This window comes from Hydrogenophaga sp., assembly GCF_050250835.1.
Taxonomy (GTDB): domain Bacteria; phylum Pseudomonadota; class Gammaproteobacteria; order Burkholderiales; family Burkholderiaceae_C; genus Hydrogenophaga.
In genome coordinates this window covers 93,641-117,451 of record NZ_JBFWNX010000005.1, presented here as the reverse complement: position 1 = coordinate 117,451, position 23,811 = coordinate 93,641, and the positions used below count along the sequence as shown (strand labels likewise).

Annotated in this window: 24 protein-coding genes and 1 pseudogene; 13 read left to right on the top strand and 12 right to left on the bottom strand. The window is 65.6% G+C overall.

Features of this window, described 5'->3' with window-relative positions:
• Nucleotides 1-99: 99 nt before the first annotated feature.
• Nucleotides 100-399: a hypothetical protein gene (locus AB7F11_RS08880; protein WP_428289741.1), complete on the top strand. Its 300-nt coding sequence runs from the start codon at nt 100-102 to the stop codon at nt 397-399.
• Here the strand turns inward: AB7F11_RS08880 and pgeF are convergent.
• The 5 genes from pgeF to AB7F11_RS08855 all read right to left on the bottom strand — a co-directional run bounded on the left by pgeF (nt 319) and on the right by AB7F11_RS08855 (nt 4,592).
• Complete coding sequence (pgeF, locus tag AB7F11_RS08875; RefSeq protein WP_428289802.1) at nt 319-1,089, bottom strand: peptidoglycan editing factor PgeF; 771 nt, start codon at nt 1,087-1,089, stop codon at nt 319-321. The two genes, AB7F11_RS08880 and pgeF, sit on opposite strands and share 81 nt — an antisense overlap.
• Nucleotides 1,089-1,730: a maleylacetoacetate isomerase gene (maiA, locus tag AB7F11_RS08870; RefSeq protein ID WP_428289742.1), complete on the bottom strand. Its 642-nt coding sequence runs from the start codon at nt 1,728-1,730 to the stop codon at nt 1,089-1,091. Before maiA ends, pgeF begins: the two co-directional genes overlap by 1 nt.
• Before the next feature lie 31 nt (nt 1,731-1,761).
• Nucleotides 1,762-2,868 (bottom strand): alkene reductase, encoded by a 1,107-nt coding sequence (locus AB7F11_RS08865; RefSeq protein WP_428289743.1) that lies wholly within the window; start codon nt 2,866-2,868, stop codon nt 1,762-1,764.
• Nucleotides 2,869-2,936: 68 nt separating this feature from the next.
• Nucleotides 2,937-3,845, bottom strand: coding sequence for a ribose-phosphate diphosphokinase (locus tag AB7F11_RS08860; RefSeq protein WP_428289744.1), 909 nt, complete (start codon nt 3,843-3,845; stop codon nt 2,937-2,939).
• Nucleotides 3,846-3,872: 27 nt separating this feature from the next.
• Nucleotides 3,873-4,592 (bottom strand): GntR family transcriptional regulator, encoded by a 720-nt coding sequence (locus tag AB7F11_RS08855; protein WP_428289745.1) that lies wholly within the window; start codon nt 4,590-4,592, stop codon nt 3,873-3,875.
• A gap of 71 nt (nt 4,593-4,663) precedes the next feature.
• Here AB7F11_RS08855 and AB7F11_RS08850 point away from each other — a divergent pair.
• The 6 genes and pseudogenes from AB7F11_RS08850 to AB7F11_RS08825 all read left to right on the top strand — a co-directional run.
• Nucleotides 4,664-6,001, top strand: a pseudogene (locus tag AB7F11_RS08850) (Rieske 2Fe-2S domain-containing protein); the annotation flags it as partial.
• A gap of 353 nt (nt 6,002-6,354) precedes the next feature.
• Nucleotides 6,355-7,833 carry a glutamine synthetase family protein gene (locus tag AB7F11_RS08845; RefSeq protein ID WP_428289746.1) on the top strand — a complete coding sequence of 493 codons (1,479 nt, stop codon included), beginning with the start codon at nt 6,355-6,357 and terminating at the stop codon, nt 7,831-7,833.
• 9 nt (nt 7,834-7,842) lie between these two features.
• A complete protein-coding gene (locus AB7F11_RS08840) occupies nt 7,843-8,166 on the top strand; it encodes a 2Fe-2S iron-sulfur cluster-binding protein (RefSeq protein WP_428289747.1) in 324 nt (107 codons plus the stop codon).
• 36 nt (nt 8,167-8,202) lie between these two features.
• On the top strand, nt 8,203-8,907 hold the full coding sequence (locus tag AB7F11_RS08835; RefSeq protein WP_428289748.1) for a fumarylacetoacetate hydrolase family protein: 705 nt from the start codon (nt 8,203-8,205) through the stop codon (nt 8,905-8,907).
• Nucleotides 8,908-9,007: 100 nt separating this feature from the next.
• Nucleotides 9,008-10,054 (top strand): TRAP transporter substrate-binding protein, encoded by a 1,047-nt coding sequence (locus tag AB7F11_RS08830; RefSeq protein WP_428289749.1) that lies wholly within the window; start codon nt 9,008-9,010, stop codon nt 10,052-10,054.
• Between the two features lie 65 nt (nt 10,055-10,119).
• Nucleotides 10,120-10,674 (top strand): NUDIX hydrolase, encoded by a 555-nt coding sequence (locus AB7F11_RS08825; RefSeq protein WP_428289750.1) that lies wholly within the window; start codon nt 10,120-10,122, stop codon nt 10,672-10,674.
• On the opposite strand, the gene AB7F11_RS08820 is transcribed toward AB7F11_RS08825, so the two are convergent.
• Entirely contained in the window at nt 10,671-10,967 is a 297-nt protein-coding gene (locus AB7F11_RS08820; RefSeq protein ID WP_428289751.1) for an ATPase with chaperone activity, read from the bottom strand. The genes AB7F11_RS08825 and AB7F11_RS08820 overlap by 4 nt on opposite strands.
• A gap of 48 nt (nt 10,968-11,015) precedes the next feature.
• A complete protein-coding gene (locus AB7F11_RS08815) occupies nt 11,016-11,444 on the bottom strand; it encodes a TA system antitoxin ParD family protein (protein WP_428289752.1) in 429 nt (142 codons plus the stop codon).
• 95 nt (nt 11,445-11,539) lie between these two features.
• Between AB7F11_RS08815 and AB7F11_RS08810 the strand changes: the two genes are divergently transcribed.
• A complete protein-coding gene (locus AB7F11_RS08810) occupies nt 11,540-12,232 on the top strand; it encodes a DUF1294 domain-containing protein (protein WP_428289753.1) in 693 nt (230 codons plus the stop codon).
• Nucleotides 12,233-12,240: 8 nt separating this feature from the next.
• Here the strand turns inward: AB7F11_RS08810 and AB7F11_RS08805 are convergent, their stop codons facing one another.
• The 4 genes from AB7F11_RS08805 to AB7F11_RS08790 form a co-directional block, all read right to left on the bottom strand.
• Nucleotides 12,241-14,631, bottom strand: a complete 2,391-nt coding sequence (locus AB7F11_RS08805) for a YgiQ family radical SAM protein (RefSeq protein ID WP_428289754.1) — start codon at nt 14,629-14,631, stop codon at nt 12,241-12,243.
• Nucleotides 14,632-14,726: 95 nt separating this feature from the next.
• Nucleotides 14,727-15,182 (bottom strand): MarR family winged helix-turn-helix transcriptional regulator, encoded by a 456-nt coding sequence (locus tag AB7F11_RS08800; protein WP_428289755.1) that lies wholly within the window; start codon nt 15,180-15,182, stop codon nt 14,727-14,729.
• Entirely contained in the window at nt 15,179-15,367 is a 189-nt protein-coding gene (locus AB7F11_RS08795) for a hypothetical protein (protein ID WP_428289756.1), read from the bottom strand. Before AB7F11_RS08795 ends, AB7F11_RS08800 begins: the two co-directional genes overlap by 4 nt.
• Nucleotides 15,364-16,929, bottom strand: coding sequence for an FAD-dependent monooxygenase (locus AB7F11_RS08790; protein WP_428289757.1), 1,566 nt, complete (start codon nt 16,927-16,929; stop codon nt 15,364-15,366). Before AB7F11_RS08790 ends, AB7F11_RS08795 begins: the two co-directional genes overlap by 4 nt.
• 373 nt (nt 16,930-17,302) lie before the next feature.
• On the opposite strand from AB7F11_RS08790, the gene AB7F11_RS08785 reads away from it, so the two are divergent.
• The 4 genes from AB7F11_RS08785 to AB7F11_RS08770 all read left to right on the top strand — a co-directional run bounded on the left by AB7F11_RS08785 (nt 17,303) and on the right by AB7F11_RS08770 (nt 21,188).
• Nucleotides 17,303-17,869 (top strand): bactofilin family protein, encoded by a 567-nt coding sequence (locus tag AB7F11_RS08785; protein ID WP_428289758.1) that lies wholly within the window; start codon nt 17,303-17,305, stop codon nt 17,867-17,869.
• 80 nt (nt 17,870-17,949) lie between these two features.
• A complete protein-coding gene (locus AB7F11_RS08780; RefSeq protein ID WP_428289759.1) occupies nt 17,950-19,641 on the top strand; it encodes an ExeA family protein in 1,692 nt (563 codons plus the stop codon).
• Nucleotides 19,642-19,656: 15 nt separating this feature from the next.
• Nucleotides 19,657-20,325 (top strand): general secretion pathway protein GspB, encoded by a 669-nt coding sequence (locus AB7F11_RS08775; RefSeq protein WP_428289760.1) that lies wholly within the window; start codon nt 19,657-19,659, stop codon nt 20,323-20,325.
• Between the two features lie 233 nt (nt 20,326-20,558).
• Nucleotides 20,559-21,188, top strand: a complete 630-nt coding sequence (locus AB7F11_RS08770) for an ABC transporter ATP-binding protein (protein WP_428289761.1) — start codon at nt 20,559-20,561, stop codon at nt 21,186-21,188.
• 96 nt (nt 21,189-21,284) lie between these two features.
• On the opposite strand, the gene AB7F11_RS08765 is transcribed toward AB7F11_RS08770, so the two are convergent.
• Nucleotides 21,285-22,448, bottom strand: coding sequence for an acyl-CoA dehydrogenase family protein (locus AB7F11_RS08765; protein WP_428289762.1), 1,164 nt, complete (start codon nt 22,446-22,448; stop codon nt 21,285-21,287).
• Nucleotides 22,449-22,549: 101 nt separating this feature from the next.
• Between AB7F11_RS08765 and AB7F11_RS08760 the strand changes: the two genes are divergently transcribed.
• Entirely contained in the window at nt 22,550-23,755 is a 1,206-nt protein-coding gene (locus tag AB7F11_RS08760) for an acetyl-CoA C-acetyltransferase (RefSeq protein WP_428289763.1), read from the top strand.
• The last annotated feature ends 56 nt before the right edge of the window (nt 23,756-23,811 follow it).

Genomic DNA, 23,811 nt, shown 5'->3' with positions numbered 1-23,811 from the left:
ATGATGGCCATTCTGGGGAAGAAATTCCGGGTTTTCCCTAGTATCAACGCGAGAGCTTCCAGCAAGCTGACGCGCGACTCCCGGGCTTCAAGGAATGACGTGTATCTGGTGGTGATCGGGTGGATGTATGTGGTGCTCATGATGTCGGTGGCCGAGGCCAGCAACACCACGGGTACGGTGCTTGGGGCCATTGTGACCTTTTTTCTTTACGGTTTGCTGCCGGTGGCACTGGTGGTTTACCTGATGCGCACGCCTCAGCGGCGCAAGGCCTTGAAAGCGCGTGAAGCGGCCGAGCTGCGCGAGGCGCAAGCCACTGCCTCAACCGAGCCAGATGCAGGCGGCCATGCGCCCGGTGCCGCCCAGGACGGCGGTGTCGCGCCGGTGCGAAAAGAACCGTGAGGCGTCGGTCACCGTGCACCAGGCCTGGCCACCGTCGTTGCCATGCACATCGCTAATGCCAGCCGCTCGAAGCGCGCGACGTGCGAGCGCGGGCAGATCGGCGAGGAACTTGCCCTTGCCGTTGGGCCAGAAATGCGCCACGGCATCGGGATCCGCACTCACGAAGGCTTCGCACACCTCGGCGCCAACCTCGAACGACTTGGGCCCGATGCACGGCCCCAGCCAGGCCATCACCTCACCCTCGCCTGCTTCCGCGCGCAAGGCCTGCGCTGTGGCCTGGATCACACCGGCGGCCAGACCCCGCCAGCCGGCGTGAGCGGCCGCCACGGCGGTGCCCGAGGCGTGCGCGAACAACACCGGCAGACAGTCCGCCACCATGATCGTGGCGGCCAGGCCGCGCCCACTCACCACGCAGCCATCGGCCTGGATGCCATCGGGCGTGGCTGCGCTCAGGTGCGCCACCTGCGTGCCATGCACCTGTTTCAGAAACACCGGACGTGCGGGCGCGGTGAACGCGGCCAGGCGGTCGCGGTTGGCCGCCACGGCCAAGGGCTCGTCGTGAACGTGGTCACCCAGGTTGAAGCTGTCGAAGGGGGCCACCGACACACCTCCCAGCCGCGTGGTGCAGACTGCCCTCACGCCCGGCGGCACTGGCCAGTCGGGCACGATGGCGTCGGCGGCCAGCAGCATCAGGCTTCGGCGTCGGGACACGCCGAGGGCTGGGACTTCTGGAACGCGTCGAGCTTCATGCAGGCCTCGAAGGCTGCCATGGTGCGCGGCAGGCCGCTGTAGTCGGTGTTGAAGCGCTGGCCATTGAAGATCTGCGGCACCAGGCAACAGTCGGCCAGCGTGGGCGTGTCGCCAAAGCTGTAGGTCGAGGCGGGCAACTGCGCGAGTTGACGCTCATAGGCTTCCAGGCCTGTCCGGACCCAGTGGCGGTACCAGACGTTCTTGGGCTCCTCCTCCACCTTCAGTTCGCGGGTGAGGTACTTGAGGATGCGCAGGTTGTTGACGGGGTGGATCTCGCACGCCACGATCTGCGCCAGGGCCCGCACGCGCGCCCGGTCGATGAGGTTCGCGGGGACCAGTGAGGGCGTGGGATGCACCTCGTCGAGGTACTCGATGATGGCCATCGACTGCGTCAGCCGCGTGCCGTCGTCGAGCTCGAGCACCGGCACCAACCCTTCCACGGAAATGTCACCGAAAGCGGGCAGCTTGTGGTCGCCACGCGCGATGTGCACCGGCACGTAGTCGAATGGGATGCCTTTGAGCGCGAGCGCGATGCGCACGCGAAAAGAGGCCGAGGAGCGGAAGTAGTTGTAGAGCTTCATGGCCAGCAAGGATAAACCGGTGCGTGCGATTTCACGAAGTGGCCAAAGCCGGATAGTCGGTGTATCCCTGCTCGCCGCCACCATAGAAGGTGGTGCGGTCCGGATCGTTGAACGGGCCGCCCTTTTTCAGTCGCTGGACCAGGTCCGGATTGGCGATGAAAAGCTTGCCGAACGCCACGAGGTCGGCGCCCTCGCGCAGCGATCTCTCGGCCAGCGAGAGGTCGTAGCCGTTGTTCACCATCCAGGCGGCGCGCCCGCCGGCGGCGCGGTAGGCCAGGCGCAGGGCACCAAAATCAAAGGGGCGGTCGGGTATCTCGCGCGGCCCGCCTGTGGCGCCTTCGATGAAATGAACATAGGCCAGGCCCAGCGGCACGAGCTGGCGCATCACATGGTCAAACAGCGGCTGCGGGTCATCATCGAGCACATCGTTGGCCGGGGTCACTGGCGAAAGGCGAATGCCGGTGCGCTCGCCCCCAATGGCGCCAGCCACCGCTTGAGTGACCTCGATCAGCAGCCGTGCCCGGTTCTCGATGGAACCTCCGTAGGCATCGGTGCGCTGGTTGCTTCCGGTCTTGAGGAACTGGTCAATCAGGTAGCCGTTGGCGGCGTGAATCTCCACCCCGTCGAAACCGGCCTCGATGGCCGCCAGGGCCGCGCGCCGGTAGTCGTCAACAATGCCGGGAATTTCGTCGAGCGCCAGCGCGCGGGGCTCGGAGGTCTCAACAAAGGTGGGCACGCCCTCCTTGATGAGCACGGTCTTGGTCTTGGCCCGAATGGCCGAGGGAGCCACGGGTGCGCCGCCGCCAGGTTGCAGCTCAGTGTGAGAGACGCGGCCCACATGCCAGAGCTGCACAACGATTTTGCCGCCCGCTTCATGCACGGCGCGCGTCACGGGTTTCCAGCCCTCGATCTGGTCGGGCGCATACAGGCCGGGCACATCGGCATAACCCTGCCCCTGGTGGCTGATGGCAGTGGCTTCGGTGATGAGCAGCCCGGCGCTGGCGCGCTGGCGGTAGTAGGTCGCCATCAGGGGCGTGGGCACGGCGCCGGGCGCGCGGTTGCGCGTGAGCGGGGCCATGACGATGCGGTTGGCGAGCTGGATGCTGCCAGCGGTGGTGGGTTCGAAAAGGGTGGTCATGGGCGTGTTGAAGTGAGGCAAAAGCCGAGGCGGCCCGAAGGCCGCCGTTGCTCTGCATTGTGCGCAGCTCAGGTCCTGCTTGCGCCCAGCGCTCGCAATGCCCCCGCCACGATGGGGACGATGCTCACGGCATTGCTCGCATGCGAAATGCAGTCGGTGCTCCAGATCTCGCGCACGCCCGCCGCGCGCACGCGCTGAACCGAACCCGGCGCAAACAGCGCGTGCGTCACCGCCACGTCCACCGAAGCCGCACCCGCCGCCAGCAGCAGTTCGGCCGCGCGTGCCAGGGTCTGGCCCGAACTCGCCACGTCGTCGATCAGCACCACCGCTCGTCCCTCCACCGGCAGAGCCGGCAACGCGATATCGACCTCGTGGTCTCCGTGCCGCGTCTTGCTGCAAACGGCATGGTCCCAGCCCTGGCGCCGGGCGGCCAGCGCCACCCATTGCAGAGCTTCCGCGTCGGGCCCGATCAGCAGCACATCGGCGCGCTGCGAGGCGATGTGGTCCGCCAGCAAGGGCGCGCCACTCAGGGCAACGGCGTGCTCCAGCGGAATCGCTTCGTCCAGCTTGTCGATGCGGTGCAGGTGCGGGTCCATGGTGATCACGGCATCGAACAGGCCCGCCAGAAAGCCGCCCACGATGCGCTGGCTCACCGCTTCGCCAGGGAAAAAGGCCATGTCCTGCCGCATGTAGGCCAGGTAGGGCGCCACCAGCGTGAGGTGCGATGCGCCCAGTTCGCGGGCGGCGCGGGCGGCAATGAGCAGCTCGACCAGTTTTTCGTTTGGCTGGTGCAGGCTGCGCCAGAGCACCACCCGAGCAGGCAGGCTTTCGGGCAGGCGCAGGCGCCATTCGCCGTCGGGAAATCGGTGGCGTTCGATCAGGCCCAGCTCGAGGCCGGCCGCCTCGGCGGTGGCGCGGGCAATGCCCACTTCATCGTCAAAGCACAGCAGGATGCCCTGCCCGGTTCCGTTGTTCATGCCCGGCACGATACACCGGCCGGCCGATCACCCCACGACGAGGCGGATACCCGGCAGCACGTGCTCTGACTCGGTGCGGCGTTCCAGGGCCAGCCGCATGTTCATCTGCGCCACTTCGGTGTGCTCCACCGCCAACGCCTGTGCACGGGCACCTTCGCCGCGCTTGAGCGCATCGAAGAGCATGTGGTGCTGGCGATGGGCGTAGAGCATCCAGTCGCGGTCCATCGACACCGTGCCTTGCATAGGCAGCATGGCTGAAGCCGGAGCGAACGGCAGCTTGTCGTTGAGCGCCACGGCGCGTTGCAAGGCCCGATTGCCGCAGGCTTCGAGCAACAGCGCGTGGAAGCGGTCGTTCATCACGGCATAGGCGGCGTAGCTCTCGATGGTGAGCGGGTTGTCCGCCAGCAGGCGGTCGCCCTCCTCCAGGCTGGCCTGCAACTGGCCCTGCAACTGGCGCGAGAGGCCGTGTTCGGCCACCAGGCGCGCGGCCATGCCTTCAAGGTGGCCGCGCACCGCGATCGCGTCGGTCACCTCTTGCGCGGTGAACTGCCGCACCAGGTACTTGCCCGTCTCATTGGCCTCGACCAACCCTTCCTGCTCCAGCGTGACCAGCGCAGCGCGCACCGGCGTGCGGGACGCGCCCAGGCGTTCGGCGAGCTGTTGTTCCGCCAGACGCTGGCCTGGCTCGAAGCCGCCGCTCAGGATCAGGTCGCGCAATTGCATCAGCACGGTTTCTTGCAAGCTCATGGCGCAAACTGTACACTGAATTTTAGAAACGGGATACCGTTTTGCAATCGCACCGCACTGGAGCCCTGAACATGAAAGCCGAACTCAACCAACGCCTCACCCAGGTCGGCCCTGGCACCCCCGGCGGTGAAATGCTACGCCGCTACTGGCAACCCGTCGCTTTGCTCGACGAATTCGATCCCGTGCTGGACCCCCGCATGGCGGTGCGCCCGGTGAAAGCAGTGCGCCTCCTGGGGCAGGACTTCGTGCTGTTCCGGGATGCGAAAGACCAGTACGGGCTGCTCGATCGAGACTGCCCGCACCGCGGCGCCGACCTGACCTTTGGCCGCAACGAGGGCGATGGCTTGCGATGTCCTTTTCACGGCTGGAAGTTCGACACCAAGGGCCAGTGCATCGAAACGCCCGCAGAACCTGCGGGCAGCACCCTTTGCACCCGCATCCGCCAGCGCAGCTACCCGCTGCAAGTGGCCAGTGGCGTTCTCTTTGCCTGGCTTGGCCCAGAGGGCCAGACGCCACCTCCGCTGCCCGCCCTGGACTGCTTTTCCGCACCCGGCTCCCACACCTTTGCGTTCAAAGGCCTGTGGCATTGCAACTGGCTGCAATCGTTCGAGGTGGGTATTGACCCGGCGCATGCCTCCTACCTGCACCGCTTTTTCAATGACGCCTCGCTGGAAGACAGCTACGGCAAACAGTTCCGGGGCGCCAGTGCGGGCGACGTGGGCGGCCAGCGCTGGCCCATGACGCGTGTGATGCGCGAATTCGGCCAGCCGCAGATTTCCTTTGAACCCCGGCCCTATGGCCTGCAGCTCACCGCGCTGCGCCCCATGACGGACGAGCTCACCCATGTGCGCATCACCAACGCCGTCTTCCCGCAGACCTTCGTGATTCCGCTGTCGGAAACCATGACCATCACGCAGATGCATGTACCGGTGGACGACACGCACAACTATTGGTACGCATTCTTCACCAGCTTCGACGGCCCGGTCGACAAGGACGCCATGCGAAACCAGCGCCTGCAAGCGGTCACGCTGCCCGACTACCTCCCGAAATCGGGGCGCCACAACCACTGGGGCTTCAACGCCGAGGAACAGCAGACACGCACCTACCTCGGCATGGGCGAAGACGACATCAACGTGCACGACCAGTGGGCCTGCGAAAGCATGGGAGCCATCCAGGACCGCACCCGAGAACATCTGGGCACCACCGACCGCGTCATCATGGCCAACCGGCGCCTGCTGCAGCAGGCCATCGACACCGTGGAACAAGGCGGCACGCCCCCCGGTATCGCCGATGCCTCCCTGCATGAAGCGATTCATGGCCCCGACACGGTCGACGGCATCGCCCCCGCCAGGAGTTGGCAGGCATGGTGGCTGGACAGCATTCGCGCCAGACGCGAGAACGCACCCTGGCACACCGCACCCGTTCAGGCTGAGACTTCTTCTGTTCGGGCAGAGTCATCTTCTGTTCGGGCAGAGCCACCTTCTTTGCAGGCTGAGGCTTCTTCCGTTCCGACTGAGCCACCTTCCGTTCGCGATGAGCCACCTTCGGTTCGGGCTGAGCCACCTTCCGTTCGGGCTGAGACTTCTTCCGTTCGGGCTGAGCCACCTTCCGTTCGGGCTGAGCCTGTCGAAGCCCATCCCCAGGTGCTAGCGAGCCCTTCGACAAGCTCAGGGCGAACGGAGAGCACAAGCCCAGGGCAAACAGAAAGCACAAGCTCAGGGCGAACGAAAAACACAGGGACAGGGCACACGGAGAACGCTGGATGACGCATTTCGCCGAACGCAGCGGCATTCACACCGCCGCGCGCGAAGAAAGCTGCCAGCGCCTGGCAAGGCTTATGGCGAACAGCGGTATCGAGCTGGTGAGATTTGGCTGGTGCGATGCACATGGCATGTTGCGCGGCAAGACGCTCACGGCATCTGCGGCCCTGCGCGCGCTGCGCGACGGCGTGGGCATGGTGGGCACGCTCATGCTCAAGGACACGGCCGACCGCACCGCCTGGAAAGTGTTCGATCCCGGGGCGGGCGACGATCTGCCCGGCTTCGCGGGGGCGGCCAACCTCATGCTGCTGCCCGACCCGGAGAGCTTCACCGCCCTGCCCTGGCTGGACCGCACGGGCTGGCTGCGCTGCCAGCCCTGGTACGCCGACGGCACACCGGTGCCGCTGGACACGCGGCGCGTGCTGCAGAACGCGCTGGGCCGCCTGCGGCAGGTGGGCTTCGGCCTGAAGACCGGGCTTGAGGTGGAGTTTCACATCTACCGCATCACCGACGCCGGGCCCCAGCTTGACCCCGAACTCGCCGCCTGGCCCGGTCTGCCGCCGACGGTGGAGATGATCCACCCCGGCTACAACCTGCAGGCCGAGGCCATGGCCGATCTGGCCGACGCACCGCTGCGCATCGTGCAACGCACCGCACAGGCACTGGGCCTGCCATTGCAATCACTGGAGATCGAACTCGGCCCGAGCCAGGTGGAAGCGGTGTTCGACGCCACCGACGCGCTCACCGCCGCTGACCAGATGGTGCTGTTCCGCAATGGCGTGCGCCAGGCGCTGCGACGCGCGGGCTACCACGCCACTTTCATGTGCCGTCCGCCCTTTCCGAACATCATGTCCAGCGGCTGGCACCTGCACCAGTCGCTGGTGGATCTGGAGACAGGGCGCAACGCCTTTGTGCGCGAAACACCTGCAACAGGCTCCACCCCAGCCGACGCCACCCACACGCTCTCCAAGACAGGCGCGCACTGGCTCGCGGGCCTGCTGGCCCACGCGCGCGGCATGACGGTGCTCTGTACGCCCACCATCAACGGCTTCGCCCGCTTTCGGCCCAATGCACTCGCACCGCAAGCGGTGCTGTGGGGCCAGGACAACCGGGGTGCCATGCTGCGCGTGGTGGGCGCGGCGGGTGACGGAGCCACCCGCATCGAGAACCGTGTGGGTGAACCCAGCGCCAACCCCTACCTCTACATGGCCGCACAGATCCACGCCGGGCTCGACGGCCTCGCACGCGGCCTGTGCGCTCCGCCAGCCAGCGAAACGCCCTATGCAGAAGGCGGCGAGAAAATTCCCACCTCGCTGTCAGAAGGCCTCACCGCGCTGCAGGCCAGCGCCGCGCTGTGCGCAGGCCTGGGCGAGGGCTTCGTGCGGTACTACAGTCGCATCAAGCAGAGCGAGATCGACCGCCACGCACTGGCCGAAGACAAGACCGATTTCGAACGCCGAGAGTATTTCAGCCGAACCTGAATCTGCCCCATGATCACGATTCGATTCATCCACGCCGACGAGCGTGTGCAGGACATCCAGGCCGAACCCGGCCAGAGTCTCATGAAGGCTGCCGTGGACGCCAACGTGGCCGGCATTGAAGCCGACTGCGGCGGCTCGCTGACCTGCGCCACCTGCCACGTGATGGTGGCGCCCGAGTGGGCGCACCGGCTGCCGCCACCCGTGCCCGACGAGGTCGACATGCTGGACTTCGCCTCCAGCCCGGTGCGGCCAGAAAGCCGCCTGTCGTGCCAGATCCGGCTGTTGCCGGAGCTCGATGGCCTGGTGGTGCGGCTGCCCGCCACGCAACACTGAGTACACTGACTTCCCTCGCTTCCTTGCCCGCCCACCATGACCGAACCCACCTACGCCTTCGCCCCTCCCGCCGTCGTCAGCGTGCCCGTGCAGGGCCGCGCCGAGCGCTTCGCCGTGCACCGCATCTACTGCGTGGGCCGCAACTACGAAGAACATGCCAAGGAGATGGGCTTCACCGGCCGCGAGCCGCCCTTCTTTTTTCTCAAGCCCGCCGACGCGATCGTGGTGGCGGAGCCTGGCCAGACCGCCACCATCCCGTATCCCACGCTCACCGCCAACCTGCACCACGAGATCGAGCTGGTGGTCGCCATTGGCGTGGGTGGCAGGAACATCAAGGCCGCCGATGCCGCCAGCCACATCTACGGATACGCCGTGGGGCTGGACATGACGCGCCGCGACCTGCAGACCGACATGAAGAAGCAGGGCCGTCCCTGGTGCATCGGCAAGGCTTATGACCAGTCGGCGCCCATCGGTCCCATCACCCTGGCAGCGCAAGCGGGCGACGTGAATCACGCCGCCATCTGGGTGCAGGTGAACGGCACGGACCGCCAGCGCAGCAACGTGGCCAAACTGATCTGGAACGTGGCAGAGACCATCGAGCACCTGTCGCAAGCGTGGGAACTCAAGCCCGGCGACCTTATCTACACAGGCACGCCCGAAGGCGTGGCCGCCGTGGTGCGTGGCGACACCATGACCGGCGGCGTCGATGGCCTCACACCGATTTCGGTGAAGGTCGCCTGAGGTCGTCCACCCCCCAGACTGAGGGTTAGACCTCTCAAGAATCCCTGCGCTCCGGCGTATCCTTGCTCCATTTTTTCACAGCACCCAGGAGAACCTTCCCATGATCCAACGCAGAACCCTGCTCCAGTCCGGCGCCGCCGTGGCCCTCGGCGCACCCGCCTTTGCGGGCCTGGCGCAGCAAAGCGTCACGCTCAAGTTCCACACCTTCATGGCCCCGCAATCCAATGTGTGGCTCAACATGCACAAGGCCTGGATGGACAAGGTCGAGAAAGACTCGGGCGGTCGCATCAAGTTCGAGGGCTATCCGGCCATGCAGCTGGGCGGTTCGCCGGCCCAGCTGTACGACCAGGCGCGCGACGGCGTGGTCGACATCGTCTGGACGCTGCCAGGCAACACGCCGGGCCGCTTCCCCCGCATCGAGGCCTTCGAGCTGCCGTTCATGATGAACAACGCCGAAGCCACGTCGAAGGCTTACTGGGAATACGTGCAGACGGTTGCCAAGGACGAATTTAAAGACACGCATCCCATCGCCCTGCAGGTGCATGGCCCGGGCATGTTCCACATGCGCAGCAAGCAGATCAAGACGGCCGAGGACCTGCGCGGTTCCAAGGTGCGCGGCCCGACCCGCCAGATCACCAAGATGCTGGGCTACCTGGGCGCCACGCCAGTGGGCATGCCGCTGCCGCAGATCCCCGATGCGCTTTCCAAGGGTGTGATCGACGGCTGCGTGATTCCATGGGAAGTGGTGCCGTCGGTGAAGGTCCACGAACTCACCAAGTTCCACAGCGAATTCGACCCTGCGGGCGGCGCGCTCTACACCACCACCTTCGTGATGGCGATGAACCGCAACAAATACGCCTCGTTGCCGGCAGACCTCAAGGCCGTGATCGACAAGAACTCCGGCCTGGAAACGTCCGGCTGGCTGGGCAAGGTGCAGCAGGCCGGTGACGGCCCGGGCCGCGAACAGGCCGTGAAGCAGGGCAACAGCATCTACACGATTCCCGCAGCGGAAGCGCAGGAATTCAAGCGCAAGGCGCGCCTCGTGGAAGTGGAATGGGTGCAGGACATGGACAAGCGCGGCTTCAACGGCAAAGAACTGCTGGACACCGCCAAGGCCTTGATCGCCAAGCACGGCAAGAAGGCCTGATCGCTTTCGTCAGTGAAATGCCGGGCCGAAAGCCCGGCATTTTTTTGTCCCCCTAAACTGCCGCAATGCTCCGCACTCCCGCCAAACACTGTCGCAACTGCGGCACCGCCGTGCAACTGCGGCTGCCCGACGACGGCGACACCCGGCCACGCGCCGTGTGCCCCGCGTGCCTCACCGTGCACTACGACAACCCGCTCAACGTGGTGGGTACGGTGCCAGTGTGGGGCGATGCGGGTCAGTACGTGCTGCTGTGCAAGCGCAACATCGAGCCGCGCTGGGGAAAATGGACGCTGCCTGCCGGCTTCATGGAGCTGGGCGAGACCACCGCCGAAGGCGCATCGCGTGAAACCGACGAAGAGGCCGGCGCCCAGTTCGAGCTGGGCGATATCTTCACGCTCATGAACGTGGCCCGCGTGGGCCAGGTCCATATCTACTACCGAGCCCGCCTGCTCAGCGACCGCTTCAATCCCGGCCACGAAACGATCGAGGCCCGGCTATTCACCGAAGAACAGATTCCCTGGGACGAGATCGCGTTTCGCACCGTCAAGGAAACGCTGGAGCACTATTTCGAAGATCGGCGCCGGGGCGCTTTCGGCTTCCACGCCTTCGACATCGGCTAGGGCTTGTTCAACAATTCGGCCAGGCGCGTGATCACCCATGTGGACTCGGCCACCGTGACCACCGCCGGCTCCACCCGCAGGCCTTGCAGGCATCGCGCCAGCACATCGGCTGCCGTGATGCCCAGGCTGAACTCCATGTTGCGGGCGGTGTCGGTGAGCATCTGCGCCAGGTCTTCACACAACTCATAGCGAGCGGCCAGTTCGGCGCGCGGGAGTGACGGTTTCTGCCCGCCCGGCGCCAGGTAGAGCGCCATGAAGGATGGTGGAATTTCAATCTGGGATTCGTCGGACATACCGGACTGTATTGCAACGCCGAACGCCTTCGGGCAACATGCGGCGCTTCAACCCAAACAAGGCGCCCCCCCATGGCCATCTGGATGGAACTCGGCATCTTCCTGGTCGTGCTGGCTTTCGGCCTCTGGCAGCTGTGGGATGTGAAGAAGGCCAAGGCGGAACGCATCGCGCGGGAAGCACGCAGGCCATCCGATAAAGACGCTTGAGCAGCGCCCGGCGCCAGCGTCAGCCACCCGGACGATCGCGTCGACCAACTCGGGTGCAATCGCCTGACGGGCCGCGGCGTCGTCGCAAGAGATGGCTTCGCGGGCTTCCTGAACCGTGAGGCCGGACTTCTCGGCGATGCGCCCGAGCGTGGCCCAATACCCGATCGGGCCTGCAACCGACCGGCGTTGTGGTTGCGCCGCCTCACGGGCTTGCTGAATCAGCCCTGCAGGCAGCTTGACCGATGAGAATGCGGTGCTGGAGGATGCCATGGCGAAAACTCCTTTTGGTGCATTTGCGCCACGATGGATCCCATGGAAACCACCGACCTTTTGGCCCATTGCTTGATCGACTTCGAAAAACCGCCATGAGAAAACAGGGAACCGTGATGCGCTGGGACCGCGAGCGCGCGTTTGGCTTCATTCGCAGCCCCGACACCGCCGCCGACGTCTTCTTCCACACCCGTGACTTCAGCGGACACAACCCGCCCGCCGAAGGCATGGAGGTGACGTTCGAGGAGATCCACGTGGGCGGCAAGGGGCCCCGGGCGCTGTCGGTGGAGCCACTGCGCAACGCGGTGGCCTCGACGCTGGACGCCGCTCCCCTGCCCCTGGCTGCCGAGGCAGAGATACTGCCCAAGGCGGCGCCCGCCCGCCGCTCGCGCACACCGCACGAGAAGCGCCGCGAAGAACTGCCCCTCTGGATCGGCCTGGGCCTGATCGGACTCTGGCTTCTGCTGTGGCTGATCGGGATCGGGTTCGGACGCTTCCCCTGGGTGGTCCTTACCGCTGTGGTCATCATCAACCTGACCACCTTCTACATGTACTGGCGCGACAAGGACGCGGCCATCACCGAGAGTCAGCGCGTGCCTGAAGACTGGCTGCACGGACTGGGCCTGGCCGGCGGCTGGCCCGGTGGCTGGTTCGCACAGCACATCCTGCGGCACAAGACCGCCAAGATGCGTTTTCAACTGATGTATTGGGGCACCGTGGCCCTGAACTTCGCCGCGCTGCTGGCCTGGATCTGCTGGCCACTGTTCATGGGTCCGGCCGGAGCCTGACCCTCGCTTCAGCGAGGCTTGCGTTTGCCCGCACCCACCGGCGACCCCGGTCGGCCCGCACCCGTGGCGCGAGGCGGCAGACCCGTGTGCTGCGTGAGCAACCGCCCCTTCGACGGCGTGCCGTCCACTGGCGTGCTGTTCTTGCGGCGCGCGCTCTGGTAGCTGCCGTCGGTCAGCGGCTGGAACGTGGGAATGAGGTGGTGCTTGCCGTTGCCGATGAGGTCGGAGCGGCCCATGCTCTTGAGCGCCTCGCGCAGCAGTGGCCAATTGTTCGGGTCGTGGTAGCGCAGGAAAGCCTTGTGCAGGCGGCGTCGCTTGTCCCCACGCACGATGTCCACGCGCTCGCCGCGATCATCTCGGTGAATGCCTTTGAGCGGGTTCAGGCTGGTGTGGTACATGGCCGTGGCCGTGGCCATGGGGCTGGGGTAGAAGGTCTGCACCTGGTCGGCCCGGAAGCCGTTCTTCTTCAACCACACCGCCAGGTTCATCATGTCCTCGTCACTGGTGCCCGGGTGGGCGGCGATGAAGTAGGGAATGAGGTACTGCTTCTTGCCGGCCTCTTCGCTGAACTTCTCGAAGAGTTGCTTGAATTTGTCGTAGCTGCCAATGCCCGGCTTCATCATCTTGGAGAGCGGACCTCCTTCGGTGTGCTCGGGTGCGATCTTGAGATAGCCACCCACGTGGTGCTGTACCAGTTCTTTCACGTACTCGGGACTCTTGATCGCCAGGTCGTAGCGCAGTCCGGACCCGATCAGCACCTTCTTGATGCCCCGCAGCTCCCGCGCCCGCTTGTAGATCTTGATCAACGGACCGTGATCGGTGTGCAGATTGGAGCAGATGCCGGGGTAGACGCAGCTCGGCTTGCGGCAGGCGGCCTCGATCTCGGGCGACTTGCAGCCCAGCCGGTACATGTTGGCCGTGGGGCCGCCAAGGTCGGACACCACACCGGTGAAGCCCTCTACCTTGTCGCGGATGTCTTCCACTTCCTTGATGATGGATTCTTCCGAGCGGCTCTGGATGATGCGACCCTCATGCTCGGTGATGGAACAAAAAGTGCAGCCGCCGAAGCACCCGCGCATGATGTTCACGCTGAAGCGGATCATCTCCCAGGCAGGGATCTTGGTGGAGCCGTCGTGCTTGCCATGTTCGTCGGCGTACACCGGGTGCGGGCTGCGGGCGTATGGCAGGTCGAACACATGGTCCATCTCGGCGGTGGTCAACGGAATCGGCGGCGGATTGATCCACACGTCGCGCGCGGTCGCGCCTTCGCCGTGGGCCTGCACCAGCGCGCGCGCATTGCCCGGGTTGGCTTCGACGTGCAGCACGCGGTTGGCGTGGGCGTAGAGCACGGCGTCGCTCTTGACTTGTTCGTAGCTGGGCAGGCGGATCACCGACCGGTCGCGGGCGGGCGGTTTGCGCTTGCCTTGCAAAGCCGGGTTGGGCACGAACTTCAGTGTCTGAATGGCCGCACCCATCCCCGTTCGGGCTGCGCCTGTCGAAGCCCCAGAATCCCGATCGTCCTGAGCTTGTCGAAGGGCAGGCTCAGGGCGATCGGGGGGGTCTTCTTTCGAGCAGGAGCTGCCTTGCGCCTGTGCCTGCTCGCTGGTCGTCAGGTAGGGATTGATGTGGCTCTCGATGCGCCCAGGCACATCCACCTCGCTCGAGTCGATCTCGATCCAGCCCGCAGCGGTCGGGTCGCCCGGCCGGCGCACGAAGGCCGTGCCGCGCACATCGGTGATCTGCTCTATGGGCTCGCGCGCGGCAAGGCGGTGCGCCACCTCGACCAGGGCGCGCTCGGCGTTGCCATAGAGCAGGAGATCGCACTTGCTGTCCACCACCACGCTGCGGCGCACCTTGTCGCTCCAGTAGTCGTAGTGAGCGATGCGGCGCAGGCTGCCTTCGATGCCGCCAAGCACGATGGGCACGTCCTTGAAGGCTTCTCGGCAGCGCTGGCTGTAGACGATGGCAGCGCGGTCTGGCCGCTTGCCGCCCACGTCGCCCGGCGTGTAGGCATCGTCGCTGCGGATCTTGCGGTCCGCGGTGTAGCGGTTGATCATGGAGTCCATGTTCCCCGCTGTCACGCCCCAGAACAGGTTGGGCTTGCCCAGAGCCTTGAAGGCCTCTGCACTGGTCCAGTCGGGTTGGGCGATGATGCCCACTCGAAAACCCTGTGCCTCCAGCACCCTCCCCACCACCGCCATGCCGAAGCTGGGGTGGTCCACATAGGCGTCTCCCGTCACCAGGACGATGTCGCAACTGTCCCAGCCAAGCTGCTCCATTTCTGCGCGGCTCATCGGCAGGAATGGCGCCACGCCAAACCGCTTGGCCCAGTACGGGCGGTAGCTGGTGATCGGCTTGGCGGCTCGCGCGAAGAAGGAAACGTCGAGAGGGGCGTTCATGGGGCTGGCACAGACCCGGAGCGCGGGTGGGTGGAAAACCGGTCATTTTACCGGGCCACCCTCTTTTCCGGGGCTTTAAGGGCTACCCCTGGCCCTCACGACTCGACGCTCTGGCGCCGCGCGTGCGCAATCAAGCGGTCAAAAAAAGTTTCAAGCTGTCGCTGCTCATCGGCGGAAAGGCAACCAAAGATGTCGGCGTTGCGTTGCGAGATCAACCGCATCACGCGCTTGTAAAGCAGCTTGCCGCTTCGCGTGGGCGTGAGCACCACGCCACGCGCATCGGTGTCGCAGGGCGCCTTCTGCACCAGATCGCGCGCCACCAGCATCTGTGCCGCACGGCTGGCCTGCGCCTTGTCGAGGTTGGCGCGTGCAGCCAGGTCGTTCACCGAAAGTGGCGCGAACTGCCCGATGGCGGCCAGGCACCGCGCCTCGCCCGCGCCCAGTCCCAGTTCGGTCGCGTAGGCCTCACTGCTGTGGCGGTCGGTGAGCTTGTTGAGCTGGTGCAGGCGGTAGGTGAGGAAATCCTGCAACGGCGGCAGTTCCGCGCTCATCGTCCTGCCCCGTCGCTTTGTGCCAGCGCATTCTGGATCAGCGGCAACACCTGGTCTGCGCGCTCGAAACGGCTCATGAGCGAGAGGCACAACATGGAAAGGAACATTGGCGTGCCCGCCTCACCCACCCGCGTCAATGCCTCGCACACGGCGCTGTAGCTCTGGTCCAGGTCGGAATCGGTCATGCGAGCACCCTCTTTTCGTTCAAGGTGGCGCGCAGCGGCGCCGGGTCCAGACCGTGCCAGCGGCCCATCACATAGCCATCCGGTCGCACCAGCACCAGCGCGGGCTGGTCGGGTTCACGCAGGCCGAAGCGCTGCCAGGCCTGATTCCGCACGTCCATCGCCGGCGTGATGGCGAGCACCTCCAGATCGGGCAGCGACCGTTGCGGATCGCCGCCGAAAGCCAGCACCACGAAATGGTGGCCGAAACGGCTGCTCAGGTGAAAGGCCCCCTGGGGTCCTTGCAACAAGGCTTCGGGTGCGGGTGCGCCCGGCGCCGCCTGCTCGTTGACCCACGTCTGCGGCTGTGTCGCGTTCAGGGGCGAGCCCACGTACGTGATGGGAGAAGACTGGCGCGGGTTGATCAGCGAACGCACCCGGGCATCGCTCACCGCCAGACGCAGCGTGGCCTCGCGCATGAGGCGGTAGGCGAAGTTGGGCGGCGCCATGAATTCGGTGCTCTTGGCGCCGTACGCGATGTTTTCCCGCGTGGCGTGGACGCGCTCGACCGAATAGGAGTCGAGCAAGGCATCGGGAGATCGGCCCTGGACCACGCGCGCGAGTTTCCAGGCCAGGTTGCCTGCATCGTCCAGCCCGGAATTGAGTCCGCGCACACCGAAGATCGGCACCAGATGGGCCGCGTCGCCGGCAAAGAGCACGCGGCCCTGCCGGTAGCTGGGCAACGTGAGGCATTTGGCGTTGTAGATCGAAATCCACAGCGGCTCCCACGGCTCGGTCTCGCCGATCATGTCCAGGTGACTCTGCACTCGCGGCAACACGTTCTCGGGCTTCACCGCTTCCAGCGGGTCTTCATCGTCGCGAATCTGGTAGTCGATGCGCCAGACGTCGTCGGGCTGACGGTGCATGAGGATGGTGGAGCCGGGGTTGGACGGCGGATCGAACCACGCCAGGCGCTCCACCTCGCGTTGCGTCTTCTGAACGATATCGACGATCACGTAACGGCCTTCGTACTGCGTGCCTTCGAGTTGCAAGCCAAGTTGCTCGCGCACGGTGCTGCGCCCTCCGTCACAGGCCACCAGCCATTGGGCGCTCACGGTCTGCATGCCCTCGGGCGTGTCCACGTCGATTGCCACGCCGTCGGCGCGCGGTCGCACCGCGCTCACGCGGCTGGCCCAGTTCACCTGGGCGCTGCCGCCTTGCGCCTGGGCGGCGCGGTGGGCGAACTCTTCCACGTAGAACTGCTGGATATTCACCATGGGCGCAAAGCGCTGAGTGGGTTCGCTGGGCATTTCAAAATGCAGCACTTCGGTGTTGCGCCAGTGGCTGCGACCGCCCACCCAGCTCAGCCCCTTCTCGACCAAGGGCCGGTCGGCCCCCACCCAGCCCAGAATTTCCTGCGAGCGGCGCGACATGCAGATGGCGCGGCTGCCACTGCAATACCCGTCGTCGGCCTCGATCACGAGATTGGCAATGCCCTGGCTGGACAACAGTGCCGAGAGCGTCAGGCCCACCGGGCCACCGCCGGCAATGAGCACGGGAATGGTGGAGGGAAGCGCATTTTTCATTGTGTTCAATCTGGTTGCGCTCGCAACTATAGAGATAAATGGTTGCGCACGCAACTTTATTTCAACAGCAATGGAAACGGCACTGTCGCCGCCAGGGAATGGCCAACGAGGCGAGACCGCGCAGCAACGGCAAGGCATGGGGATGGGGTGCTCACCAGGGGCCTGGAGCGGGCGCAGACCAAGGTCACGGCATTCGATGGCATTTCGCGCCACAACCCGGAAGTGGTCTGGTTTGGCCGCCAGGCGCAAGAGGGATGCTGCGGGAAAATGAAACCGCATGTACGGTTCATCTCGTTACCCCTCTTACGGTACCGCTCTGAATGTAAGACGCACCCCGCTTAGCATGACCGCTTCACTTTTAGAAGGAGCTGGCATGGCACTGCATTTTGGCAAGCGCGAAACCGAACAACCCAAGTCCCTCAACACGGGCATGGCCACACAACGTTACGGCCAACCCGCCACCCAGCCGTCGAGCGCCCAGGCACAGACCGCGACGCAGCCGAACACCACCACCACGCCCGACCTGGACCTGCCCCTTTCCGCCCCGGAGGCCTCCAAGGTGCCCGAAGGCGGCAGCAAGCTCACCGTGGGTCCCAACATCAAGCTCAAAGGCGTGGAGATCACGGATTGCGACACGCTGGTGGTCGAGGGGCTGGTCGAGGCGACCATGGACTCGCGCGTGATCCAGATCGCACAACAGGGTGCGTTCAAGGGCTCGGTGGAGATCGACATTGCCGAAATCCGCGGCACCTTCGACGGCAATCTCACTGTGCGGCAGAAGCTGGTGATCTACGCCACCGGCAAGGTCACCGGCAAGATCCGCTACGGCAAGGTGGTTATCGAGGAAGGTGGCCAGCTTTCGGGCGACATCGAGTGCACGGTGACTTCCACCAGCAAGGCGCAGGGCAACAAGCAGCACGCCATGGCACTGGCGGCCTGACCCGCATTTCCCGCTGCGCTGGGGCGGCTCGCTGGCCGCCCGGCGTTGCCCACCCCAGGGTGCGCCGTTATGCTCTGGGGATGTACGCCGAATTTTTCGGGCTGAAGCAGGACCCGTTTTCCATCGCGCCGGACCCGCGCTACCTCTTCATGAGCGAGCGCCACCGCGAGGCCTTGGCGCACCTGCTCTACGGCATCCGGGGCGGCGGCGGCTTCGTGCTGCTCAGTGGCGAGATTGGTGCCGGCAAGACCACCATCTGTCGCTGCTTCCTGGAGCAGATCCCCGAGCGTTGCCGGGTGGCGTACATCTTCAACCCCAAGCTGACCGTTGGCGACCTGCTCAAGACCATCTGCCACGAGTTCAACGTCGAGGTGCGGCACGAGGGCATTGGCCCAGCCACCATCAAGGACTACCTCGACCCGCTCAACGAGTACCTGCTCAAGAGCCATGCGAACGGCGAGCGCAACGTGCTCATCATTGACGAGGCACAGAACCTCACGCCCCATGTGCTGGAACAGCTCCGCCTGCTGACCAACCTTGAGACGAGCGAACGCAAGCTGCTGCAGATCATCCTGATCGGCCAGCCCGAGCTGCGCTCCGTGCTGGCGCGACCCGAGCTCGAACAACTCGCCCAGCGCGTGATTGCACGCTTTCACCTGGGCGCGCTCAACGAAGCCGAGACGCTGCAGTACATCCAGCACCGCATGCAGGTTGCAGGCCTGCGCGGTCCCTTGCCCTTCTCCAGCCAGGCCATCCAGCGCATCCACGAGATTGCACGCGGCGTGCCGCGCCGCATCAACCTGCTTTGCGACCGCGCCCTGCTCGGCGCCTATGCCACGCACCAGCCGCGCGTGGACCGTGTGGTGGTGGACAAGGCGGCCCGCGAGGTCTTCGAGTCCGATGCGCCGGCGCCCGTGGTGCGCCGCCGCGCCGCACGTGCCCCGGCGCGAACCTCGACCGTGGGCCTGCTGGGCGCAGGCCTGCTGGCCGGGGTGGTGCTCGCGGGTGCCGCCTTCTGGTTCTGGAACCAGCCACACACCCGCCCTGGCGCAGCGCTCTCGGCCCAGCCGCCCGCGCAAGCCCAAGCGGTGCCTGCCGCTCCGGCGGCCAGCGCGCCGGTGGCGGCACAGGCGCCCGCAGATCCTCCACCCGCCACCGCACCTGCCGCCCTGCCCAGCGGGCCGCCCCCGGTGGCCGATCTCCACACCGCTGAAGCGCAGGCGCTGCGAGAGCTCGGCCCGCTTTGGGGGCAGGAACTGGAATCTGGCGAGCCCTGCGCCATTGCCCAGCGCGCGGAACTCCAGTGCTACCGCACCGACCGCCTCACCTTGAGTGGATTGCACCAGCTCGACCGGCCTGGCATCGTCACCTTGCGGCTGCCCGAAGGGACTGGGCTGGCGCTTGTGACCTCACTGACCGGCGACGCGGTCACGCTGCAGGCGCGGGGGCAGCGCTGGCTGATGCCGCTGACCGCGCTGGCCGATGTCTGGCGCGGCGACTTTGTCACTTTGTGGCGCACGCCGCCTGGCCAGAAAGGGCGCCTGGTGGACGGGCGCACTGGTGCGGCAGGGGAATGGCTGGGCAGTCGCATTGCTGGCCTGCAGGCGATCGGCAAGGTACCGCCCACGTCCAACAATCTCACCGCCCGCATCCAGGCTTTCCAGCGCGTCAATGGCATCGACGCCGCAGGGCTGGCCGGGCCTATCACCTTCATGCAGGTGAACCAGGCCAGCGGTGTGGACGAGCCGCGCCTGTCCGCGCCGGGTTCCTGAGTTCATCTGCCCGATATGTCCTACATCCTCGATGCACTCCAACGCGCCGACGCCGAGCGCGAGCGCGGCCATGTGCCCGGCCTCAACAGCCAGCGGGTCCCACCGGCCAGCCGAAAGCCCGTGCAGACGCGGCGCTGGCGCCCCTGGCATGTGGTGCTGGCAGTGGGCATGGGCCTGTGCGTGGTGCTGGCACTGTGGTGGTGGCAACCACCCTCGGTGGAATCCATGCCCACCGCTCCAATAGCCCCGCCAGCGCCCACCTCGCAGGAACCGGCACCCACCGTGATCAACCCACCGCCCGTGGCCGCACGGCCTGAACCGGTGTTGCCCATCCTCGCGCCGCCACGTGCCGAGCCGGTTGCTCCACCCAAAAATGCGACGGCCACTGCGAAGGCGCCTGCGCCCGCAGCGAACGCTTCAACCGCGCAGGGTCCCGCCGAACCGGCTTCCACGGCGCCGGTGCGCAGCTTCGCTGAACTCTCGCCCGAAGCACGTGCCCAACTGCCCGCCGTCAACGTGAGCGGCGCCACCTACTCCAAAGACGCCGCCGTGCGCATGCTCATCGTCAATGGCAAGGTGGTGCAGGAAGGCCAGGAGATCGCTCCCGGCCTGAGGCTGGAGACCATCGGTCAGCGCAGTGCCGTGCTCAACCACCAGGGGCTGCGCTACTCGATCGGGTACTAAGGCCTGTTCACACTATTTTTCAAAGATGCGTTGCGGATCAAAAAGGCCATGCGCAAGGCGCGAAACGCAGCCGGGGTTTTCCCCCGGCAAGGCTTCGCAACACCGCGCAAGGCCTTTTTGGCCGCAACCCGAAGGGAAGGGGAACAGCAGCTTGGGCCGGCACAGCCGTCCCTCGCGGTCACTGCAGGGGGGCACTTCTGGCGATTCGTCTCTCAACCTCCTGGAGCACTGACTTGAATGTCGATCCCATTGACCCGGTGTTGCAGGTGCGTCACCTGCGATTCAGTTGGCCCGGCCGGCTCCTGTTTGACGGCCTGTCCTTCGATCTTCCGCCCGGCGTGAATCTGGTGCGGGGTGACGACGGCAGCGGCAAGAGCACCCTGCTCGCCCTGATTGCCGGCGCGCTGGCGCCCGAGGCGGGTGAGCTGATCGTGCAGGGCGTGACGTTGCGCAGCCAGCACGACGCCTACCGCCACCGCGTGTTCTGGATCGACCCACAAACCGAAGCGCACGATGCCCTGGCCGCCGGCGGTTACCTGGAAAGCCTGAGCCACCACTATCCAGGGTTCGACAAAGAGACACTGAACGAGCTGGTGGACGGCTTTGGCCTGCGGCCTCACCTGGGCAAACCCATGTACATGCTCTCCACGGGCAGCCGGCGCAAGGTCTGGCTCACGGCCGCGTTGTCTGCGGGCACGCCGCTCACGCTGATCGACCAGCCCTTCGCCGCACTGGACGCGCCCTCCATCCGTTTCCTGCGTGAGCTGCTTCAGGACGCCAGCAGCCACCCCAGTCGCGCCTGGCTGCTGGCGGACCACGAGGCACCTGAAGGCGTGGTGCTGGCCAGCAGCATCGAAATCTGACGGCTTTTCTGTAAAAAGTTGCGACTGGGCCCGATGCCCTGCGGGCGATCGCCGTTGGCAAACAAGCCCTCTCGCGATCCGGAGCTCAATGCGCGGTCAGCGGCTGCCCAGCCCCATGCCGCGCGAGATCACCTCTTTCATGATTTCGTTGGTGCCGCCATAGATGCGCTGCACCCGTGCGTCTGCGTAGGCACGGGTGATCGGGTACTCCCACATGTAGCCATAGCCGCCGTGAAGTTGCAGGCACTCGTCCATCACCTTGCACTGCAGGTCAGAGCACCAGTACTTGGCCATGCTCGCCGTGGCGGTGTCGAGCTTGTCGCCACCGAGGAGTTCGCAGCATTTGTCCACAAACACACGCGCCACCTGCACCTCGGTCTGCAACTCGGCGAGCGTGTAGCGCGTGTTCTGAAATTGCGCCACGCTCTGGCCAAAGACTTTGCGGTCTTGGGTGTACTGCACCGTCCAGTCGATCGCCGCCTGCGCCGCTGCCACCGCACCAATGGCGATCTGCAAGCGCTCCCAGGGCAGTTGCTCCATGAGGCAGATGAAGCCGCGTCCCTCCATGGCTGGTCCACCGAGCAGGTTCTCTGACGGCACCTTCACGTTGTCGAAGAAGAGTTCGGAGGTGTCCTGCGCCTTCATGCCCAGCTTCTTCAGGCGCTTGCCCTTCTCGAAGCCTGCCATGCCGCGCTCCACCAGCAGCAGGCTGGTGCCCTTGGCGCCTGCGGCGGGGTCGGTCTTGGCGACCACGATCACCAGGTCGGCGTGCCAGCCGTTGGTGATGAAGGTCTTGCTGCCATTGAGCAGGTAGCTGCCGTCGGCTTGCCGAATGGCGGTGGACTTCACACCCTGCAGGTCGCTGCCGGCCGCGGGCTCGCTCATGGCGATGGCGCCCACCATCTCGCCACTGGCGAGCGGGGGCAGGTACTTTTTCTTTTGATCTTCCGTGCCGTAGTGAAGGATGTACGGTGCCACGATCTCGCTGTGCAGGCCAAAGCCGATGCCAGAGAAGCCGGTGCGCGCGATCTCCTCCATCTGCACCACCGAATAGAGCTTGTCGACCCCTGAGCCACCGTAGGCTTCGGGCAGCGTCATGCAGAGAAAACCGTTCTCGCCGGCTTTGCGCCACACCCCTCGGTCCACGTAGCCCTGCTCCTCCCATGCCTCGTGGTGCGGCGCGATTTCCTTGTCCACGAACTTGCGGAAACTGTCGCGGAAGGCCTCGTGGTCGGCGTTGAATAGCGTGCGGTCGATCATGGCGGTGTCACCTATCAGACTGTGTCGGGGAATTTTACAAAGCAGTTGCTTGGCGAAAGTCTATACTCGTTCGCGGTATCCGCATTCCCCCAGGAGACACCATGAGCGAAGCCTTCGTTTTCGATGCCGTGCGCACGCCGCGCGGCAAGGGCAAGAAAGACGGCAGCCTTCACGAGGTCAAGCCGGTCGATCTGCTCGCCGGGGTTTTGGCCCGGCTGCAGCAGCGCAACGGTTTCGACACCGGTGCGGTGGACGACGTCGTCATGGGCGTGGTCTCGCCGATCGGCGAACAGGGTTCCGTGATCGCCAAGGTGGCCGCGCTCAAGGCCGGCTGGGACTGGCGTTGTTCCGGCGTGCAACTCAACCGCTTCTGCGCTTCCGGTCTGGAAGCGGTGAACCTGGCAGCCATGAAAGTCAAGAGCGGCTGGGAGGACCTGGTGGTGGCCGGCGGCGTGGAGAGCATGAGCCGAGTGCCCATCGGCTCCGACGGCGGCGCCTGGGCGCAGGACCCGCAGACCAACAGCGACACCTTGTTCGTGCCGCAGGGTATCGGCGCGGATCTGATCGCCACGCTTGAAGGCTTCAGCCGAGAGGACGTGGACGCCTTCGCACTCGAATCCCAGAAGCGCGCCTCTGCCGCGCGCGCGGCCGGTCACTTCAGAGGCTCGGTGGTACCTGTCACCGACTTCCTCGGCCAGACCATTCTGGAAGAAGACGAGTTCATCAAGCCACACACCACGCTGGAAGGACTGGGTTCGCTCAAACCGGCGTTCGATCAACTCGGCGGCATGGGCTTTGACGCGGTGGCCATGCAGCGCTACCCACAGGTCGAGCGCATTCACCATGTGCACCACGCAGGCAACTCCTCGGGCATCGTGGACGGCGCCACCGCCATGCTGATCGGCAGCGAGGCCGCAGGCAAGACCCACAACCTCACGCCGCGCGCGCGCATCGTATCGGTGGCGCTCTCGGGTGCGGACCCGACCATCATGCTCACCGGCCCCATGCCGGCGGCCCGCAAGGCGCTGGCCAAGGCGGGCCTGACCATCGACCAGATCGACCTGTTTGAAGTGAACGAAGCCTTTGCAGCCGTGCCCATGAAATTCATGAAGGAGATGGGCGTGCCGCACGAGAAGGTGAACGTGAACGGTGGAGCCATCGCGCTGGGCCATCCGCTGGGAGCCACCGGCGCCATGATCCTGGGCACGCTGGTGGACGAGCTGCACCGCAGGCAGTTGCGCTACGGCCTGGCCACGCTCTGCGTTGGCGGTGGCATGGGCATCGCCACGATCGTCGAGCGCGTCTAACCCACTGCCGTTCGGACAGCGCCTCTGCCCTTCGACAAGCTCAGGATGACCGGAAC

What these genes read in the sequence shown, in the direction of transcription:
- AB7F11_RS08845 (WP_428289746.1), top strand. Translation starts at nt 6,355, where the DNA reads ATGACGCATTTCGCCGAACGCAGCGGCATTCACACCGCCGCGCGCGAA.
- AB7F11_RS08790 (WP_428289757.1), bottom strand. Translation starts at nt 16,929, where the DNA reads ATGAAAAATGCGCTTCCCTCCACCATTCCCGTGCTCATTGCCGGCGGT.
- AB7F11_RS08835 (WP_428289748.1), top strand. Translation starts at nt 8,203, where the DNA reads ATGACCGAACCCACCTACGCCTTCGCCCCTCCCGCCGTCGTCAGCGTG.
- AB7F11_RS08855 (WP_428289745.1), bottom strand. Translation starts at nt 4,592, where the DNA reads ATGAGCTTGCAAGAAACCGTGCTGATGCAATTGCGCGACCTGATCCTG.
- AB7F11_RS08800 (WP_428289755.1), bottom strand. Translation starts at nt 15,182, where the DNA reads ATGAGCGCGGAACTGCCGCCGTTGCAGGATTTCCTCACCTACCGCCTG.
- AB7F11_RS08820 (WP_428289751.1), bottom strand. Translation starts at nt 10,967, where the DNA reads ATGTCCGACGAATCCCAGATTGAAATTCCACCATCCTTCATGGCGCTC.
- AB7F11_RS08765 (WP_428289762.1), bottom strand. Translation starts at nt 22,448, where the DNA reads ATGATCGACCGCACGCTATTCAACGCCGACCACGAGGCCTTCCGCGAC.
- AB7F11_RS08830 (WP_428289749.1), top strand. Translation starts at nt 9,008, where the DNA reads ATGATCCAACGCAGAACCCTGCTCCAGTCCGGCGCCGCCGTGGCCCTC.
- AB7F11_RS08775 (WP_428289760.1), top strand. Translation starts at nt 19,657, where the DNA reads ATGTCCTACATCCTCGATGCACTCCAACGCGCCGACGCCGAGCGCGAG.
- AB7F11_RS08780 (WP_428289759.1), top strand. Translation starts at nt 17,950, where the DNA reads ATGTACGCCGAATTTTTCGGGCTGAAGCAGGACCCGTTTTCCATCGCG.
- AB7F11_RS08840 (WP_428289747.1), top strand. Translation starts at nt 7,843, where the DNA reads ATGATCACGATTCGATTCATCCACGCCGACGAGCGTGTGCAGGACATC.
- AB7F11_RS08785 (WP_428289758.1), top strand. Translation starts at nt 17,303, where the DNA reads ATGGCACTGCATTTTGGCAAGCGCGAAACCGAACAACCCAAGTCCCTC.
- AB7F11_RS08795 (WP_428289756.1), bottom strand. Translation starts at nt 15,367, where the DNA reads ATGACCGATTCCGACCTGGACCAGAGCTACAGCGCCGTGTGCGAGGCA.
- AB7F11_RS08860 (WP_428289744.1), bottom strand. Translation starts at nt 3,845, where the DNA reads ATGAACAACGGAACCGGGCAGGGCATCCTGCTGTGCTTTGACGATGAA.
- AB7F11_RS08805 (WP_428289754.1), bottom strand. Translation starts at nt 14,631, where the DNA reads ATGAACGCCCCTCTCGACGTTTCCTTCTTCGCGCGAGCCGCCAAGCCG.
- AB7F11_RS08865 (WP_428289743.1), bottom strand. Translation starts at nt 2,868, where the DNA reads ATGACCACCCTTTTCGAACCCACCACCGCTGGCAGCATCCAGCTCGCC.
- AB7F11_RS08760 (WP_428289763.1), top strand. Translation starts at nt 22,550, where the DNA reads ATGAGCGAAGCCTTCGTTTTCGATGCCGTGCGCACGCCGCGCGGCAAG.
- AB7F11_RS08825 (WP_428289750.1), top strand. Translation starts at nt 10,120, where the DNA reads ATGCTCCGCACTCCCGCCAAACACTGTCGCAACTGCGGCACCGCCGTG.
- maiA (WP_428289742.1), bottom strand. Translation starts at nt 1,730, where the DNA reads ATGAAGCTCTACAACTACTTCCGCTCCTCGGCCTCTTTTCGCGTGCGC.
- AB7F11_RS08815 (WP_428289752.1), bottom strand. Translation starts at nt 11,444, where the DNA reads ATGGCATCCTCCAGCACCGCATTCTCATCGGTCAAGCTGCCTGCAGGG.
- AB7F11_RS08810 (WP_428289753.1), top strand. Translation starts at nt 11,540, where the DNA reads ATGAGAAAACAGGGAACCGTGATGCGCTGGGACCGCGAGCGCGCGTTT.
- pgeF (WP_428289802.1), bottom strand. Translation starts at nt 1,089, where the DNA reads ATGCTGCTGGCCGCCGACGCCATCGTGCCCGACTGGCCAGTGCCGCCG.